Source organism: uncultured Lutibacter sp. (genome assembly GCF_947495725.1).
Classification (GTDB): Bacteria; Bacteroidota; Bacteroidia; order Flavobacteriales; family Flavobacteriaceae; genus Lutibacter.
Genome location: NZ_CANLZZ010000001.1, coordinates 180,732 through 199,194 on the forward strand (window position 1 = coordinate 180,732; position 18,463 = coordinate 199,194).

Here is an 18,463-nt window from a genome sequence, read left to right on the forward strand (position 1 = left end):
ACTTGTATTTTATATCCGATAAAAGATGTTTTTATCTCGGTATTTAACCTAATAAACAGCATATTTATTAAGGATATAACAAGTTAGCTGTAAGCAAAAAAACACTATGAATATAACTCTAAGAAAAGGAACAACTTACATTTCTATTTTATATAAAGATGGAGATTTTTCAAATAATCTATACTGTTCAAACATAAAATATCTTAACGAAAAGGAAAACATTTTAGAATTAGATTTTCTTAAAATAACTAACGCTCGAATTAAAACTGATTCAAACGATGATTTAGAACGTTTAGAAAAAAAGGTTGAAAACCTCGAAAATATAAGCTTCTCAGATAAATTAATCACTGAAAAATTACTTAAAAGATTAAATCAAAATGAGGATATTTTAGTCAGATTTATATCAAAAAATATTTTTGAGACTAAAATGAAAATCATATTTGAAAGTAATCAAGATTTTAAACTTGAAAAATAAAAAAGTAAATTGTAACTATTGAAAAAATGATTGAATTAGAAATATTAAAAGATGTTTGGATAATACTTGGTCCAATTGTGGCAGCTTTATTAACTTATTTTATTGCAATAAAAGGAAAACAAAAAGATGTTGATATAGTAAAAGAGAAAAAACTAAATATTGTTATTTCAAATATGCTTGATGTTTGGAATTATTTATGGTTTCTTAAAAAAATGTCTTCTTTAAAAAAAGCTGACTTACCGATTCCTTTTAAAGCTCTCAACTTTGTCTTTTTTAAATCAGATATGATAAATGATAAATGCTTTGAAGAATTAACCAATTCAATTGTACTCCTCAAAGAATATGATCCAATCGTATATTACGATCTAAGTGGAATAGGTGAAAGATTTGATTATATCAGAAAAAATTTCATTTTGCCATTTATAAACTCTAAAAATGAATCCAAAATTAACGACAAAATTCAGACAACTTATTTATTAGATACAATCGAAGATATTGAGGAAAATTTAAAAGAGATTTCAAAGGAAATTAATAAAAGAAATTCTAAAAAAATATTGAAAAAATTGAATAGTCAAGATGAGCAAAATATCGATGATATTAAAAATGAAATGCTCGAAAATTATTATGATTTTATGATGGATGTTGTACCTGATGGCACCAATAAACCGAGTTTTGAGGAATTTAAAAAGGAGTTAGAGAACCCTGATAATAAAGAAATAATGAATCAACAATTTGACATTATTTTAAACAATAATATTGGCTTGATAATGGAACAAGTTGCAGAAGACCCAAATATGTCAATAGATGAAATGATGAAGAATCTTGAGAATAAAATGCCTACAGCTAACAATGGCTAAAAAAAATTGCTACATTTAATGATAAGAACAATCCGACAAACAAAGAAACCTAATAACAAACATCGGAAAATTACGGTTTACCAACCGCAACTTTCCTTAGCCTAACCCGTTAACTGTAATAGAAAAAGATATGAAATTCAAAGAAACATTAGATTCAATAAACAGATGCTTTGCAATAGATGTTGAGGATAATTTACCAACAATTGAGAACTTTGATTCTAACTTAATTCAAGAATTCGATAAAGGGAGTTTTGAAGTTTTAGAAAAGTTTTCTAATGAAACTGAAAATATTTATGAAAAATCAATTTCAAAAAGAATATTAGCAATAAAAGCAATTCAAAAAGCTAGGAATGCTGATTCTGAATTAGATATTATTAAAATCTGGAAATTGATTTCTGAATCTTTGAGTATTATACCAACGATCGCAACAATTTCTTCAATTGGATCTCAAGGTTTTTTATCGATACCTCTTTTTAAATATGACAAAGAAATGAAAGATTTTGACTTTATTAGACTTCATATTTGGGATGATAGTTTAATAGAATATTTTGACAAAAAAAAGAGTGAAACTTTTTCAATTCACACTCATTCTTTTTTAGCTCAAAGTTGGCCACTTATTGGAAAAATTGGAAACCAAAGATATCGAATAAATGAAAATATTGCTTATAATAATGCCTCACTTTTTACTGTAGAGTACAATAAAACGCTTAACGCAATAAATCAACATACAAGTATTGCTAAAAACACTGGGGAAAATGTAAAAATTGAACAAATATCAGATGAAGTTTATTTTCCTTTTAGTACATATAAAATTAAACGTGGAGACTATCACAAATCTTTGAATCTAGAAGAAAATGGAATATCTGCAACAATATTTTCATTTACAGCGAAAAATGGAGTAGCTGAAAATTCTTTCGTTGTTGGCCCTATGAATATAAATGAGTCCAAAATAAACCGAAAAATGCACATAGACGCAACTTACTTAATCAAGAAAATAAATAACATCATTGAAAATTATGAATAAAGACCAAAGAAAAATGCTTCTTGATTGGATGCGAAAAGTACATCAACTTGAATATGCACATAGATTTGAATCTATAAAATGGGTTAAAGTTCATCGATGGATTGGTTATGGAGCATTTGTTTTGTCAACTATTATTGCATTTAGTTTCAGATTTCCAGAAGTTGAGGTTGAAACTTATAAAAAATTACCCTTTTTCTTAAAGCAAAATTTTTTTATTGCTTTTTCATCAACAATAGTTGCATTATTAACTGGACTTCAAACATTTCTCAAACCAAATGAAAAAGCTGAACAACACAAAAATACAGGGAGTAATTATGAAAGATTGAGACATCGAATTGAATTTATTCTAACAACAAAATTTTCCGTAACAGAAACAAAAAGCAGAATTGAATTAGTTAAAGAAGAATGGGAAAATTTAGATGCAATAAATACCTCTGATAAAAATTTTAAAAAAGGTAAAAATAAGATAAAATCATTTGGGAAATACCCTAAAGAGTTGGATTTTTTACCCGATATTAAATTATAACCATTTAACAAACGATAAATTGAGTTTAAAACCCGCAACTTTTCATATTCTAACACGTTGTAAAACATTATGACCCGTCCTGAATAAAGGCTACATAATTTTAAAATTTATATAAATAGTTGTAATTAATAAGTGAAAAAGTAATGAAAACATTAAAATTTATATATTTAGCAATCCTGTTTTTTCCAATAATAAATTTTGGACAAACAACTGATAAAACTAACAAACTACCCGATTTTATGAACACTAACTATGCCATTGTAGAAAATGATACTGTTGCTAGAAACTGCTTCTGCTTTGATAGATTTAATGATCAAATTGGAAAGACGGAATATGTGTATTTAGATTTTGTAAAGCGTTGCAAATCTTACCAGAAAAAGTATAAAAAAAATGACAACGGATATTGGAACTATAACACGTTTTTAAAAATGGATTCAATTTCTAAATTATATGCTGAGTATATAAATATTGATAACCAATATTGGGTGAAGAGAACCTACAAGGATAACAAAATTGAATCGCATAAAATTATTAAACTTACAGATAGAGTATCTGCAACTGAACAACTATATAATTATATTGGTTTTCACAAAGATACTGTACCAAAAATTCTGTATTATATGGAAACCGAAATAACTGATTGATTTGTTAAACAATCTAAAAAAACCTTATTATGAAAAATATATTATTAATTACCACGTGTTCCCTATTTATCTTTAGCTGTAATATAAATCCAAGTAAGGAAGCTCGAATTAAGTCTCTTGAAACTGAAATAAAGCAAACAATTACTAAAATTAATAACCTTGAAAGTAAGGTTAAATTACTTGAAAGCTCAAACGAGCAACTAAAATCAAGAATAATAGAACTCGAAAACAAATAATTATTTTTAATTACTTTTTTTTTACAAAACTTCCAATTATTTTCAACTAAATAATTACAAAATTTACCTACATTTAACCTACTATTTAAAGTTTAAAACTTTCAAAAAAAATTGCGAAATCAACCTTCATAAATACATTAACGGTATTTAAAAATAAACGTTATGAAAAAGATACTTTATGTAATAACAATCTTCCTAATTTTAGGAAATTATCAAAACCTTTGTGCTCAAACAAACAATATTAAAATTACTTATGTACGTAACCCCGATAAATCTATAGACTTTTCATTTACAAAAGAACTACCAGGAAGTTATTTTATTAAATTAGAATTTCCAACTTTAGAAAATTGTTACCAATCTACCGTAAAAAAAGTAGTAGAAAATAGTTCGGGAAACTTAATTAAACTTAGGCCAATAAACGACCAAAATCATATTGTTTTTTCATACAAATACTCTTCAATTAGAGGAAAACCAAATCCTAAAATTGATAAAGATTTTAATTATGTGCTTCCTTTTAAGGTAGGTGAAACAGTTAAAATAATAGAAGCCATAAGCTTAAAAGAAAAATATTTTAATGCCGAAAAATCTACCAATTGGAAATCTTTTATTGTTGATAGAAATAGTGCAGATACAATTTGTAATATGCGAAAAGGTATTGTTATAGAAATAATTAACAAGTTCGAAACTGACTCATTAGATATGTACAGATACACAAGTAGTATGAACAAAATTTTAGTTGAACATAGCGATGGAACGGTAGCATACTACACTGGTTTTAATAAAAATTCAATTTTTGTTAAACTAGGACAAACAGTATACCCTAACACAAAATTAGGAACTCTAAGTATTTTTAATAATGCTATATACCGATTGTATTTTAGTGTTTCTTATTTAAAAGATGCATCTCTTAATACGGGAGAAGAGCGCACTTTAAAATCGGATAGCAGACTAGAACACGTAAACCCTTATTTTTACAGTTCAAACGGACCCATTTTATTACAACACAACAATGAATATCTTGTTGAAATGGATGAAAATACAAGGTTTAAGGAATTTACTAAAAGAGAGCGAAAGAAATTTAAGAAAGATGCACAAGCTTTTTATTAATCAAAATAAATCTTAATCACAAAACTTAAGATTCTAATAGAAATTAACAAAATGGAAAACAAAAATATACACAGAGGTTGGCAAAGAGTATTACTAATTATTATACCCTACATTTTTGTTGTTGCAATTTTTCAATTAATTGGCGCTCTTGTTAGTGGCTTGGATATGACAAATATTGAGGCTCAAAAAACTATAGAGCAACAAGTAATTATGTCGTTTTCTTCTTTGTTGGCTACATTTTTAGTTATATTGGTTTTTATGAAATTTATAGAAAAGGAAAAGCTTATAAATCTTGGCTTTGACACCAAAAACAGACTGTCTGATTTTATTACTGGAATTGTAATTGGAGCCGTAATTATGTCCTCTGGTTATTTTTTATTGCAGTATTTAGGAGAAATTAATTATGAAAAAACAATAATTAACTCTAAAGAAATTGTGCTTTCAATACTTCTGTTTACAATTGTATCTGTTATGGAAGAAATGTTATTAAGAGGTTATGTACTTCGTAATTTAATGATTTCATTTAATAAATATGTAGCACTTATTGTTTCCTCATTAATATTTGCAGTAATGCACGGTTTTAATCCAAACATTGATTTATTTAGTATGACCAATATTTTTTTAGCCGGTATTCTTTTGGGCTTATCCTACATCTACACTAAAAATTTATGGTTTCCAATTGCCTTACATTTAAGTTGGAATTTATTTCAAACACTTTTTGGATTTAATGTAAGCGGACAAGATACATATTCAATAATTGAATTTAGCATTACCGAAAACTCATTATTAAATGGTGGAGCATTTGGATTTGAAGGATCAATCCTATCCGTTATTGCAATGATAATAGCAATTATAGGAATTGCTTTTTACTATAACAAACCTAAACCTAGGCATCATTCTATTTAAAATTATAGGTAGTTATTTAATTTTAATTACTTTTAAAACAAATAACTATTTTTTATAATGAAAACTTGTAAAAGCTGTAACTCAGAAATTACTGGCAATTTTTGTTCAAATTGCGGGCGAAAAACAGTAGTAAAAAGAATTGATGGAACTTATATTTTACATGAAATAGGAAGTGTTTTAAATTTTGAAAAAGGCATACTTTTTACCATAAAAGAATTAACTATAAATCCGGGTAAAAGTATAAAAACCTTTATTGCCGAAGACAGAAACAGGCTTGTAAAACCAATTATTTTTTTAATAATTACTTCTTTAATCTATACCATATTAAGCCAATTTTTTAAAATTGAAGATGGTTACGTAAATTTCGAAAGTACCACAGAATCTGCTACAACCGCTATTTTTAATTGGGTTCAAAATAATTATGGATATGCAAATATAATTATGGGTATATTTATTGTTTTATGGTTAAAAGTATTTTTCAGAAAATATCATTACAACTTTTTCGAACTCTTAATTTTACTATGTTTTGTTATGGGAATGGGAATGTTAATTTATGCTCTTTTTGGAATTTTAGAAGGAATAACATCTATTAAATTAATGCAAATTTCGGGTATAATAGGCATTATATATTGTACTTGGTCAATTGGTCAATTTTTCGATAAAAGAAAGAAAATGAGCTATTTAAAAGCATTTATAGCTTATTTTTTAGGAATGTTTACTTTTAGTATCTTAGCCGTTGCTTTAGGACTATTTATTGATTTTATTGTTGTTAAATAGCATTTACATTATTTTAAAAAAAAAACATCATTTAACATTTAATCCAATCTAAATTATGAAGAAAACACTTTTATTTTTAGTAATAACATTAATTTTCAACTACTCAAATGCCCAAAAACTAGTTGAAAAATATAATTATGCTAGCGGAAAAACTACAGAAACTGGTAAGGTTGATAAAAATGGTTTTCCTATTGGTGAATGGCAATATAAATTAGATAATGGTGCTTTGGATTATACCATTAACTGGGAACAAAATTCTATAAAAAAATATTTTGAATCGGGTGAATTAAAAGAAACAGGAACTTTTATCCCTGAAACTGGAGTAAGTATTGGCAAATGGATTTCTTATTATAAAAATGGCACAATAAAAACCATAAAAACATATGATACAAATGGTGTAAAGAATGGTGAGTTTAAACACTACCTTAAAAATGGAACATTAAAAACTATCGAAACTTATAATAAAGGCATAAAACAAGAATTATAAATCTCAGCTAAAAATAATGTAACTTCTAACCAAAATTATATACCTATTACCTTTCATTTATTCCTAACTTTGCATTGAAACTTATTATTTAATTGGGAGTTATGGAAACAACTAAAGAAGTTAAAAATACATCTAGTACACGAAACGAAATTTACAAAGTTTCGGGTATGACCTGTGCTTCTTGTGCCATAAGCCTTGAATCTAACCTAAAACCTTTAAAAGGAATAATACAAGTTTCAGTTAATTACCCAAATCAATCTATTGCTGTAGAATTTAATGAAGCTATTGTTTCAAAAGAAATAATACAAAAAACTGCAAAAGACATCGGCTATGAAATTATAACTGGGGAAAATACTGAAGCACAAGAAACTTTTAATAGTAATGAAGAAAAAAGACTTAAAACTTTAAAATCGAAACTAATTTTTGCAGCCATTTTTTCCGTTCCAGTTTTCTGTATTGCCATGTTTTTTATGGGGAAAATACCATATGAAAACTGGATAATGATGGCATTGTCCATACCTGTTTTATTTTGGAGTGGTTCCGAATTTTTCACTATTGCTTGGAAACGTTTAAAACACTTTTCTTCTAATATGGATACGTTGGTTGCATTAAGTACAGGCGTTGCGTTTAGTTTTAGTGTTTTCAATACTGTATATCCACAATTTTTTCTAAGTAAAGGTGTAACGCCACATGTGTATTTCGAATCGGCAGTTGTAATTATTACACTTATTTTGTTAGGTCGTTTTTTAGAGGAGCGCGCAAAAAGTAAAACCTCATCAGCTATTAAAAAACTAATGGGTTTAACTCCAAAACAAGTAACTGTAATAAGAAACGGAGAAGAACAAATTATTGCTAACAAAGAAATTATTAAAGGTGATTTAATAGTTTTAAAACCAGGAGATAAAGTACCTGTTGACGGCAAAGTAAAAAGAGGTGAATCTTTTATTGATGAAAGTATGATTTCAGGAGAGCCAATTCCTGTTTTTAAAAAAAAGGGTGATGCTGTTATTGCTGGAACCATCAATCAAAAAGGTTCATTAAGAATTTTCGCTCAAAAAATAGGAGACGAAACATTGCTTTCTCATATTATTAAATTGGTACAACAGGCGCAATCAAGTAAACCAGCCATTCAAAAATTGGTAGATAAAATTGCTGGTATATTTATCCCTATTGTAATTGGAATTGCACTGTTAACTTTTGCTGTTTGGTATGTATTTGGTCCAAATCCACCATTTAGTTACGCACTTCTTTCATTAATAACGGTTCTTATTATTGCTTGTCCGTGTGCTTTAGGATTGGCAACTCCTACTGCTTTAATGGTTGGAATTGGAAAAGGAGCCGAACAAGGAATCTTAATAAAAGATGCCCAAGCTTTAGAAACCGCATATAAAATAGATACTCTAATACTAGACAAAACAGGAACTATAACAGAAGGCAAACCAAAAGTAACTGACATTATTTGGAATGAAAACAATAATCATGAAGAACTAAAATCTATTTTACTTGAAATTGAATCGCAATCCGAACATCCAATTGCTGAAGCCATCGTTCAAAACTTAAAGCAAGAAAATATTTCAGCTATCCAATCCCAATCTTTTGAAAGCATAACCGGAATGGGTGCGAAAATAACCATTGATAATGTTACTTATTTAGTTGGAAATGAAAATCTAATGTATGAGAATAAGGTTATTATTTCTGAAAAGCTTAAAATAAGTGCACAAGAATTAACTGCAGAGGCAAAAACCGTTGTTTACTTTGGTAAAGCCAATAAAGCTGTTGCAATTATTGCAGTTGCCGACCAATTAAAAGAAAGAACAACAGAAGCTATTAAACAAATTCAGCAAATGGGTATTGAAGTATATATGCTTACTGGTGACAATGAAAAAACAGCTTCTGAAATTGCACATAAAGTTGGAATAAAACATTTTAAAGCAAATGTAATGCCTGCTGATAAAGGTAAGTTTGTAAAAGAATTGCAACTAAAAGGAAAAGTTGTAGCAATGGCTGGAGATGGTATAAACGATTCGCTTGCATTGGCACAATCTAACGTTGGAATAGCGATGGGAAGTGGTACAGATATTGCAATGGAAAGTGCAAGTATAACACTAATTCATTCCGATTTAACACAAATAGTAAAAGCCATAAAACTATCAAAAGCCACAATGAAAACCATTAAACAGAATTTGTTTTGGGCATTTATTTACAACATTATTGCTATTCCAGTTGCCGCAGGAATATTTTACCCAATGTTTGGATTTTTATTGAATCCAATGATTGCGGGCGCAGCAATGTCAATGAGTTCAATTTCTGTAGTAACTAATAGTTTACGCTTAAAAAAACAATCCATTAATTAAAAAACAATTATGAAAACTGTAAAATTCAAAACAAATATTAACTGTGGAAATTGCATTAAAACAGTAACTCCTTTTTTAAACGAATTAGATAATATAGACACTTGGAAAGTGGATACCGATAATCCGGATAAAATTTTAGAAGTAGTACTTGATGACAATAATGACAAAATAGTAATTGAAGTAGTAAAAAAAGCTGGTTTTATTATTGAAACAATTTAAATTAAGGCATTTTAAAGTAGTTATAATTTTCTTTCTATTTCATATCAGGATTCATTAAAACAACACCATCCTTACGAGCTTTCATATACACGGCTTTTGAAGGTCTTGGTCTAATTCTGTACTTAGTTGGTAATCCCGTTTCTCTAAAAAAATCATCTGGTGTTCTTTCTGTTGGAAGAACATCATTTGTGGTTACTCTAATAGTATTTAACAACGAGCGCATATTCTCTAAAGCTTCAGCATATGCTGGACTTGTTGCTAAATTATGAAGTTCGTTTGGATCGGCTACAATATCAAAAAGTTCCTCTTCTGCTCTTGGAATTTCAAAACATTTTAATTGCGCTATATTTAACGTTCCTTTCTCCTTTTCCTCTTTCATACTTTGCCAACTTCTACCTCTAATTACATCTGCTGAAGGTGTATTTGGTAAATCTGGATAGTAATTTTTTACATATTTATATTTTTTTGTACGAACAGCTCGGGTATAATCTTCAAAATCATGGAAATGGTCCTCTGCATAAATTTCATTTCTTACACCTTCCTTTGATTGATTTAATAACGGTGTAAAATCGACCCCTTCAAAATCTGTTAAAGGCACCAACCCTGCCAATTTCATAAAAGTAGGGGCAATATCAATTGAACTTACAAGATTATGATTTACAGTGTTAGGTTTAACTTTTTTAGGCCATTTTACTATCCAAGGAGTTTTTATACCTCCATCATACAGTGTTGTTTTATCTCTTGGAAAAGCTCTACCATTATCTGAAATAAAAAGTATTATTGTGTTATCAGAAACGCCTTGAGCCTCTAACTCAGCAACTACTTTCCCAATATAATTATCCATTCTAGTAATTTCGTCATAGTAAAGAGCAAAATCTTTTTTTACCAATTCTGTTTCTGGCACATATGGAGGTAAAACTACTTCTTCAGGATTATGCGGATTCTCGCTCATACCATCATAAAATGGTCTATGAGCATCAAATGAAGCTAACCAAGTAAAAAAAGGCTTGTCTTTTGGTCGCTGTCTCAATAATTTTAGCCAATCATCACATCCACTTCCATCACCAACCAAACGTCTATCAAGTCCAATTGGAGCATCTTTCCATTGCATTTCTAAAAGCAAATTAAAATCATCTCTAACAGGATCTCCCATATGGTATTTCCCTGCCAATCCTGTCCAATAACCCGCTTTTTTTAACTCTTCAACAAAAGTTTTTTTATTCTCGGGTAAAGGCCAAGATAATTGTTCTGCGTCTGTATTATGAGGATACAATCCTGAAATTATGCTTGTTCTACTAGGACTGCAAGAACTGGTGGTTAAAAATGCCTCAGTAAATAACATACCATCTTTAGCTAACTTGTCTAAATTTGGTGTTTTAACTTTATTATTTCCATAAGGACCAATATCATTCCAACCAACATCATCTGCAATTATAAATACAATATTAGGTTGTTCAATAAGAGCTTCCACTTTTTTTTCACTACAAGAAACAAAACATATTGATACTAAAAATAAAAGAATTTTGAAGTGGTGATTTAATCTCATAAAATAGGTGTTTTAACTAAAGCTCTTGAATTTATAACACACTTTATATGTATTACATCATACAAATATATATAATTTTATAAGATACCCAAATTAACCTATTTTATATAACCTCAATTACTTAAATATAGTTTTAAGTAAAATAATGTAGAACAATTCTTATTATTTAATATCTTTCAATTTTTAGAACATACGCAAAATCACAAGGTTTTTCCGTTGGAAATTTCACTATCAAACCTTTTTCTGTTTGTTTCCAGTTAAGTTTTGCATTTGAACCTAATAATGTAATCGATTTAATATCATTAGGATATAATTTTCCGTTACTTCCAAGGGTTCTAACAACAATTTGATCTCCTGGCCAATCCATACAAATTGCATACAAGTTTTTACCGTTTTGAGTAAATCGTATATCTTCAGCAGTATATTTAGGAATTAATTCGCCGTGGTTTTTTCCTTGTCCGTGGTGTCCAGGATTAGTAACTTCGGTTGGGCCTTCACCAAAAAACACCCAAGGAATGGTATTATAAATAGCTTCTCCATTAATTTTTAACCAAGCTCCCATTGCATACAATTCTTTTTTAGTTTCTTCAGGAAAAGAGCCATTTGCCAATGGCGGAACATTTAAGGACCTATTTTTTCATTGAAAATACAATGAAATTTTGTATCCTAATCTCCTGATGAGTCATTACCAATTACAACGAATTTAGATAATATAGAAGGCTTCAGTTCTTTATGATATATAATTGTTGAAACTGCATATTGAGTGTTTTCTTTGAAGGCCACCTTACTATTTAACTTAACTTCAAATTGCTCGAAAGGAGCTATGCCAGGAACTTTTGAAGGAATTTTTTCAATAATAGAATTATCTTTTTTAATAATTACAACTAATTCGCATTCCTGAGAGTTAACTTGTCCAAAATTCTCGATTACTACACTTACGTTGGTTAACGTTTCTTTTTTAGTGAAAACTGGTATTCGAGTAGATAGAATTGGCTCTAAATAATTAACACCCGGTAAATGAGAAAAACCGAATAATAATTTTCCTTTAGATGTTTTTCCTATTAGTTTGGCTGTAAAATTATTATTTGTAATACCATTTCCTTCTCCATTAAATACTAAGATTAAATCATTACCCGCTTTTTCTGTTTTTTGGAGTTTACAACCTTTTCCATAATCAACCTTTTCAGGAGCTCCAAAACTTAGTGAAGAAAAATCGATGTCGGTATGTGGATTAAAGTTATCCTCTGCAAGTACCTTAACTTTTATCGTTTTTGTTTTTGAATTAATGGGTTTTTTATTTTCAATACTCAATAATCGGCCAACAGTAAGAGGTACAAATACGTTTTTACATCCGTGATTATCATTAGCTTTATTAAGATATTTTATGGTATCCGACACAGCAAAATTAGCAAGAAACGCTCTTCCATACTTATCCTGAGTAACTTTTATTCGTTCATATTTATACCAATCTTCTTTAATCCCATTTTTTTGAACAGTTATTCCTGGAATATAAGCTTCTCCATCATCCCATTTCCATTTAACACCATCTTTAGATCGCATATAATAAGCAATACGTCCTTGCCAATCATTTACAATTAAATGATATTGAATGTTATCACGCCAAATAACGGGATCTTCAAATTCTCCATCTACATTTGGATAAATGCAATCTGTTGAAACTCTTTGATAGGATGTCATCCCTGTTTTGCTAAACCAAACATCCCCATGTCGGTTTACCATTAAAAATGAACCATCTTCTCGCTGTGCAAAAGTATTATTTGTAAGGTAATCACCTGGAGCATTAGGATCACGGCGGTCACGACTATCATATTCTAATGTATAGCGTGTCCAAGGTCCAGTCACATTATCAGATACATAAGCATAGGGAATAACATAAACAACGTATTTCCCTTCTTTAGAAATGTACCATTCTGTATTATGTCCATATCCTAAATCATCGATTACCTTATATGGACCAAATGGATTATCAGCTATTGCATGCACGGTATTGGAAAAACCAAAAGGTAAATGTGTACGGTTATGTATAAACTTACCTTTGTTTAGTCGTCTTGTACTTTGTGGCCAACGTGCAACAAATAAATGGTACTTACCATCGTCAGCTAATCGGGCATTTCCACCCCAATAATCATATACTGGATTTTCAATTCCATTATTAACTTCTCGAGGAACAACATTATTACCTCCCCAAGTGTTGTCTGTTATTCCTCCTAGGTCGGGCATAGGTAAGTATCGATCTAAAAAACGACCACCATATACTAAACTATCCCATTTTGACGGAGCATTACGCTCAATAACGTGGATGCGAGTGTCACTTATTATTGAATTACTTTTTTGCGCACTAATAGTAATTTGAAGAAAGCATAACAACAGAGTTAGATGTTTTATTTTCATTGATTTATATTTTAAGTTGAAGAATGGAAGATTTATTTTAAAATTATCTTGTACACAATTGCCGCATCTGCTTCTTTCGGTTTTTGTGATGGGGTTATAACCTTTAATCCCTCATTAGTTTTTCTCCATTTTATTTTTTCTTTGCTTCCCAATACTGAAATAGATTTTATTTTGAAATGCTTAGCATTACCTGAAAATGTTTCCATAAGTACTGTTTTATTTTCTCCAGGCCATCCTAATTGAATAGCATAAACAGTATTTCCTTTTGAAGTAAATCGAATATCGCCTGAGTTTAATTCCCATAATCCAGTACGAACTAACTTGTAAGTATTCCATTCATAATCTAAATCATTTACAATCTTGGTTACACCTTCGCCATAAGCGACAAAAGGTCTCGTTTTATAAATTGCTTCACCATATAGTTTCAACCATTCACCAATCTTTTTCATTGTTGCAAGTTGTTCTGGAGGGATAGTTCCATCTGCCATAGGTGCAGCACAAAAAATCATTGTTCCGTTTTTACTTACGATATCAGCTAAAATTCGAAGTGCTTTTTGTGGGTTAATTGCCGTTCTATTAAATTGGTTGTAACTCCAATTTGAGCCCAGTTTAAAGTCTGAAACCCATGTAAATTTAGAAATGTCTGGCAGGGTAGCACGTTCCACATTAATAATCGCCAAGTCAGTTGGAAAAAATCCACCTTTGGTGTTTACTATAACTTCTTTGTTCTTGTCTATAGCGTGATTAAAATAATTTACCAAAAACTGTTGAAGATATTCATCTTTTAAAAACCGTTGACCAAAATCCATCCAAATATAATCTGGACTGTATTGGTCAATTACTTCATCTAGCTTTTGCAGCCAATATTTGTGCGCAGACTCATATGAAAGGTTTCCATAAAGTTTGTCATAATCTCCTCCTTTAGGATACAAGAAATCGCCTTTTTCCATCATATTGTAACGACTCATAGGTCTAACAAAAGAATTCTCAGATTTTGGATAATACATCATATTAAACCCATGATGAAAAGTTGCCATAAATTTCAATCCCCTTTTACGTGTTTCTTTGCTAATAGCTCCAATAATATCAATTTTCGGTCCCATTGCTTTGGCATTCCAAGGATTAACTTTACTATCCCAGAGTGAAAATCCATCGTGGTGTTCAGCAATTGCTCCAATATATTTTGCGCCCATATCTTCAAAAGCATCGACCCATTCCTTTGCGTCGAATTTTGGCGTTTTCCAATCTTTACAGAAGTCGTGGTAATGATAATTTGGCCCAAAGTTTTTTTGATGATAATCATAGGTTTTTTGCCCTCTATTATTTATTCCTGGAGTGTACATCCAGCGTGGATACCATTCTCCTCCACTTGCAGGAATTGAATAAGGTCCCCAAGTAAAGTATACACCAACTTTAGCATCTCGAAACCATTCAGGTGCGGCTTCATGTTTTTTTAGCGATTCCCAGTCTTGAGTATATTTATTTTGTGCATTTACAATTATGCAAGTGTTTATCAATATCAAAAATAAAACAAAGGTTCTCATAAAATGTTTGTTTTTACAATTGTTTCTAGTGATTAATTATTATGTAGAAATAACTATTAATATTAAATTCTTTCAATTTTTAGAACATACGCAAAATCACAAGGTTTTTCCGTTGGAAATTTCACTATCAAACCTTTTTCTGTTTGTTTCCAGTTAAGCTTTGCATTTGAACCTAATAATGTAATCGATTTAATATCATTAGGATATAATTTTCCGTTACTTCCAAGGGTTCTAACAACAATTTGATCTCCTGGCCAATCCATACAAATTGCATACAAGTTTTTACCGTTTTGAGTAAATCGAATATCTTCAGCAGTATATTTAGGAATTAATTCACCGTGGTTTTTTCCTTGTCCGTGGTGTCCAGGATTAGTAACTTCGGTTGGGCCTTCACCAAAAAACACCCAAGGAATGGTATTATAAATAGCTTCTCCATTAATTTTTAACCAAGCTCCCATTGCATAAAGTTCTTTTTTAGTTTCTTCAGGAAAAGTACCATTTGCCAATGGTGGAACATTTAAAAGCATTCGTCCATTTTTACTAGTCATATCCACCAACATGTCAATAAGAGTACCTGCAGATTTAACTTTGTTAACTGGATTGTAAAACCAAGTTGTTTTCCACTCAAAATGGCGCTGCATATTTACATCAGACATCCAAGGGTCGTACTGTAAACCAATTAAATTTCCATCTTCAATATCTCTAACTCCAATTCCAGTTGGAATATCGTGTGTTTTATAAATAACTTCTACCCCTTTATTCCATTCTATCCCTTTATTAAAAAAGTGACTAATCATTTTTTGTTGATACTTTTCAGGAGCACTTCTTAACTCATTATTTCCTTCAGGCAACAATCGTCCATTGCTAGCATGTCCTCGTAATTCAGCAGGTACAGTACCTCCAAAACCAGTATCAAACCAAATCATATCTGGTTTGTATTTATCTATTGCTTCCGTAATACGGTCAAACCAAGCATCGAAAATAGCTTCTGAAATTCTACCATTATTAGAAGTTGCATAAACAGAATTATCTTTATTTGGATCAAGGTTTGTTTTATTTTTCCAAGATAATTGACCCCACATTCTACTCCAAAAATCTCCAGTATGAAATGATGAAATAACAGGCATTCCTCTTTTACGAAGTTCTTTAGCGAGTGAACCATATATATCTACCTTTGGACCTTTTTTTACCGAATTCCAATCTGTAAGTTTACTATCCCAATTTACCACACCGCTTCCGTGCCAAGCCACAGGCCCGCCAAATTGTGCTCCAGCAGCTTCAAATAAATCAACCCACTCTTTGGCATCAAATTTTTCTCCTTTCCATTTTTCAATAGCTTCTAATCTAGTTATGTTTTCATTTCCTGGTAATCGCTCAACTGTTTGTGGCCCCCAATGACAGTAAATTCCAAATTTTAGTCCATCGAACCATTCAGGTGTATTGTGTTTTCTTAATGAAGACCAATTTGCATTGTAGTGCTTATTATCTTTTAAATTTTGACTATTGGCATTGTATATAGTTCCAACAATAATTGAAATTACTAGAAATAATAATAAGTGTTTTTTCATTCTAAATATATTTTGTACATGTTTAATAAGTCTCCATTTTAATACTTGAAAACCTATTCAAATATAAGCTTGATTCATCCGAAAACATTGAAAAAACAACTATATAATAACTACATTTAGTTAAAAACCGCAGCATTTAAACTATATTTAATTAATATTTACACTTTCAATTTTCAATCTGTATCAATTTTACTTCTTTGGTTTAAACACTCTAAACCAATCTACTTTCATTGTATTTTTAACTTTATTTTTTAAATCCGCATCAGTAGGTGTTCTTCCAGCCTTAACATGCCAATCTTGAGATTCTAAGTTAATTATAATATTTAATGGTTTTGTAAAACCTTTACCTCCCTGATATTCGTATGGATCAATAATACTAACTGTTGATGCATTACTTGCTTTTTTTAATTCTTCAAAAGAGTAAGAGTTTAACGTGCTAAACTTTGTGATTTTTTGTTTTCCTTGTTTAACATCTAATTTTCCATTTGTCATTGTTGGATAACCATATTCCCATTTTCCATTTACTTTAGTAACCAACGCTTTATCATATAAAACTCTTACTAATTCACCTTCAATATAATGTTCAAAATGTATTGGGCTTTTCCAATAAACTCCGGTTCTTACGTATTTTCTATCTCCATTATTCCAACAATACTCACCCCAACCTGTAATTCCTTCTTTATTAAACCACGCACCATTATCTCTTGGCTGATAATCGGTAAAAGGCTTTCTAATAAATGAATGATGACTTATATGAATAGATTTGGCGAAAAATGAATTTCCAGGTTCTTTACCTCCATAACACTCCATAATATCTATTTCTTGCGTAGCATCGGGGCTCAATAACCAAACATCAGAAGCTAAAACTATATTGGCAACACTCGCTTTAGATTCAATAAAAACAGGATATAAAACCTGTTTGTTAGATGTTATACAACCCGCACTAATACCACCGTTAGGCTTGTTCATTTTATTTGCTTGAAAAGCTTTGGGAGCATCTTCATTTGCTTCATCCCAACGAGATGAGGTAATTAGCAAATCGTTACCATCTACAGAAACATGATTATATTTCCAGTAGGTAGTTCCCGGACCATCCCATTTACTTTGATAAAAATTATACCATTTGCCTTTACCAAAGTTGGTTTTTTTATTGCTTGGAGCAAATTTATAATTAAAATCATCGGATAAATCAGATTGAAATTCCCATACAGTACCATCTTGCAAATTAGTTGGCAATGGTAAAGTTTTTATATTTTCAGGTTCTTGTAAATTTGTTTCATTGTTAACTTTATTTACAGAACTACAAGAAATTAGATTTATACAAATAAGTATTAAAGCAATATTTTTATATGTCATTATTAATAAATTTTTAAGCTAAACTACTTTTCTATATTAAAATAATAGACAATAAAAATCCTTAATAGTATAACTATTAACTTAAATTTTAAAAAATGTTGTAATAATAAACTAGATTAAAACTTTACATATTCAATAATAATATCAATTTTTGGTTCTTCTTAAATTGAATTCCAATTGGTTATTTTACTCTCCTAATTTAAGCCACCTAATTGCTTCGTAGTCTGGTAAGTCATGTTTTTCTAATTCTAATTTAATAGATTGTGTTCCCCCAATGACTGTAAATTCCAAATATAGCTTCTAACATCCATTGTGGAGTATCATGTTTTTGAAGTGAAGACCAATTTATATAGTATTTATTTTTTTAATACTATACTTGTTCTTGTTTTTTATCAATTGAACAAGCAAAGAACAAGCAAATTATT

The 18,463-nt window shown here is 29.9% G+C and carries 19 protein-coding genes; 12 read left to right on the plus strand and 7 right to left on the minus strand.

The window, feature by feature from the left end:
- Nucleotides 1-106 precede the first annotated feature (106 nt).
- From Q0776_RS00700 to Q0776_RS00755, 12 genes are all read left to right on the plus strand, one after another.
- A complete protein-coding gene (locus tag Q0776_RS00700) occupies nt 107-475 on the plus strand; it encodes a hypothetical protein (RefSeq protein ID WP_298363632.1) in 369 nt (122 codons plus the stop codon).
- 26 nt (nt 476-501) lie between these two features.
- Nucleotides 502-1,332 carry a hypothetical protein gene (locus Q0776_RS00705; protein WP_298363635.1) on the plus strand — a complete coding sequence of 277 codons (831 nt, stop codon included), beginning with the start codon at nt 502-504 and terminating at the stop codon, nt 1,330-1,332.
- A 130-nt stretch (nt 1,333-1,462) separates the two neighbouring features.
- Nucleotides 1,463-2,356 carry a hypothetical protein gene (locus Q0776_RS00710; RefSeq protein WP_298363637.1) on the plus strand — a complete coding sequence of 298 codons (894 nt, stop codon included), beginning with the start codon at nt 1,463-1,465 and terminating at the stop codon, nt 2,354-2,356.
- Nucleotides 2,349-2,882: an SLATT domain-containing protein gene (locus Q0776_RS00715; protein ID WP_298363638.1), complete on the plus strand. Its 534-nt coding sequence runs from the start codon at nt 2,349-2,351 to the stop codon at nt 2,880-2,882. The genes Q0776_RS00710 and Q0776_RS00715 overlap by 8 nt, the downstream gene beginning before the upstream one ends.
- Before the next feature lie 143 nt (nt 2,883-3,025).
- On the plus strand, nt 3,026-3,526 hold the full coding sequence (locus tag Q0776_RS00720) for a hypothetical protein (protein ID WP_298363639.1): 501 nt from the start codon (nt 3,026-3,028) through the stop codon (nt 3,524-3,526).
- A gap of 29 nt (nt 3,527-3,555) precedes the next feature.
- On the plus strand, nt 3,556-3,762 hold the full coding sequence (locus Q0776_RS00725) for a hypothetical protein (RefSeq protein ID WP_298363640.1): 207 nt from the start codon (nt 3,556-3,558) through the stop codon (nt 3,760-3,762).
- 162 nt (nt 3,763-3,924) lie between these two features.
- Complete coding sequence (locus Q0776_RS00730) at nt 3,925-4,869, plus strand: hypothetical protein (protein ID WP_298363641.1); 945 nt, start codon at nt 3,925-3,927, stop codon at nt 4,867-4,869.
- 51 nt (nt 4,870-4,920) lie between these two features.
- Nucleotides 4,921-5,775: a type II CAAX endopeptidase family protein gene (locus Q0776_RS00735; RefSeq protein ID WP_298363642.1), complete on the plus strand. Its 855-nt coding sequence runs from the start codon at nt 4,921-4,923 to the stop codon at nt 5,773-5,775.
- A gap of 57 nt (nt 5,776-5,832) precedes the next feature.
- Nucleotides 5,833-6,552, plus strand: coding sequence for a DUF3667 domain-containing protein (locus Q0776_RS00740; protein ID WP_298363644.1), 720 nt, complete (start codon nt 5,833-5,835; stop codon nt 6,550-6,552).
- Between the two features lie 55 nt (nt 6,553-6,607).
- Nucleotides 6,608-7,039 (plus strand): hypothetical protein, encoded by a 432-nt coding sequence (locus Q0776_RS00745; RefSeq protein ID WP_298363651.1) that lies wholly within the window; start codon nt 6,608-6,610, stop codon nt 7,037-7,039.
- 101 nt (nt 7,040-7,140) lie between these two features.
- Complete coding sequence (locus Q0776_RS00750; protein WP_298363655.1) at nt 7,141-9,393, plus strand: heavy metal translocating P-type ATPase; 2,253 nt, start codon at nt 7,141-7,143, stop codon at nt 9,391-9,393.
- A gap of 9 nt (nt 9,394-9,402) precedes the next feature.
- On the plus strand, nt 9,403-9,612 hold the full coding sequence (locus tag Q0776_RS00755) for a hypothetical protein (protein ID WP_298363660.1): 210 nt from the start codon (nt 9,403-9,405) through the stop codon (nt 9,610-9,612).
- Between the two features lie 34 nt (nt 9,613-9,646).
- On the opposite strand, the gene Q0776_RS00760 is transcribed toward Q0776_RS00755, so the two are convergent.
- The 7 genes from Q0776_RS00760 to Q0776_RS17785 form a co-directional block, all read right to left on the minus strand.
- Entirely contained in the window at nt 9,647-11,158 is a 1,512-nt protein-coding gene (locus Q0776_RS00760) for a sulfatase (RefSeq protein WP_298363662.1), read from the minus strand.
- Between the two features lie 166 nt (nt 11,159-11,324).
- Nucleotides 11,325-11,768, minus strand: coding sequence for an alpha-L-fucosidase C-terminal domain-containing protein (locus tag Q0776_RS00765; protein ID WP_298363663.1), 444 nt, complete (start codon nt 11,766-11,768; stop codon nt 11,325-11,327).
- Between the two features lie 56 nt (nt 11,769-11,824).
- Nucleotides 11,825-13,570 (minus strand): glycoside hydrolase family protein, encoded by a 1,746-nt coding sequence (locus Q0776_RS00770; protein ID WP_298363665.1) that lies wholly within the window; start codon nt 13,568-13,570, stop codon nt 11,825-11,827.
- A 32-nt stretch (nt 13,571-13,602) separates the two neighbouring features.
- Nucleotides 13,603-15,114, minus strand: coding sequence for an alpha-L-fucosidase (locus Q0776_RS00775; protein ID WP_298363666.1), 1,512 nt, complete (start codon nt 15,112-15,114; stop codon nt 13,603-13,605).
- Nucleotides 15,115-15,176: 62 nt separating this feature from the next.
- Nucleotides 15,177-16,682 (minus strand): alpha-L-fucosidase, encoded by a 1,506-nt coding sequence (locus Q0776_RS00780; protein WP_298363667.1) that lies wholly within the window; start codon nt 16,680-16,682, stop codon nt 15,177-15,179.
- Between the two features lie 189 nt (nt 16,683-16,871).
- A complete protein-coding gene (locus Q0776_RS00785) occupies nt 16,872-18,038 on the minus strand; it encodes a beta-agarase (RefSeq protein WP_298363668.1) in 1,167 nt (388 codons plus the stop codon).
- Nucleotides 18,039-18,291: 253 nt separating this feature from the next.
- Complete coding sequence (locus Q0776_RS17785) at nt 18,292-18,387, minus strand: hypothetical protein (RefSeq protein ID WP_366138722.1); 96 nt, start codon at nt 18,385-18,387, stop codon at nt 18,292-18,294.
- Between the last annotated feature and the right edge of the window lie 76 nt (nt 18,388-18,463).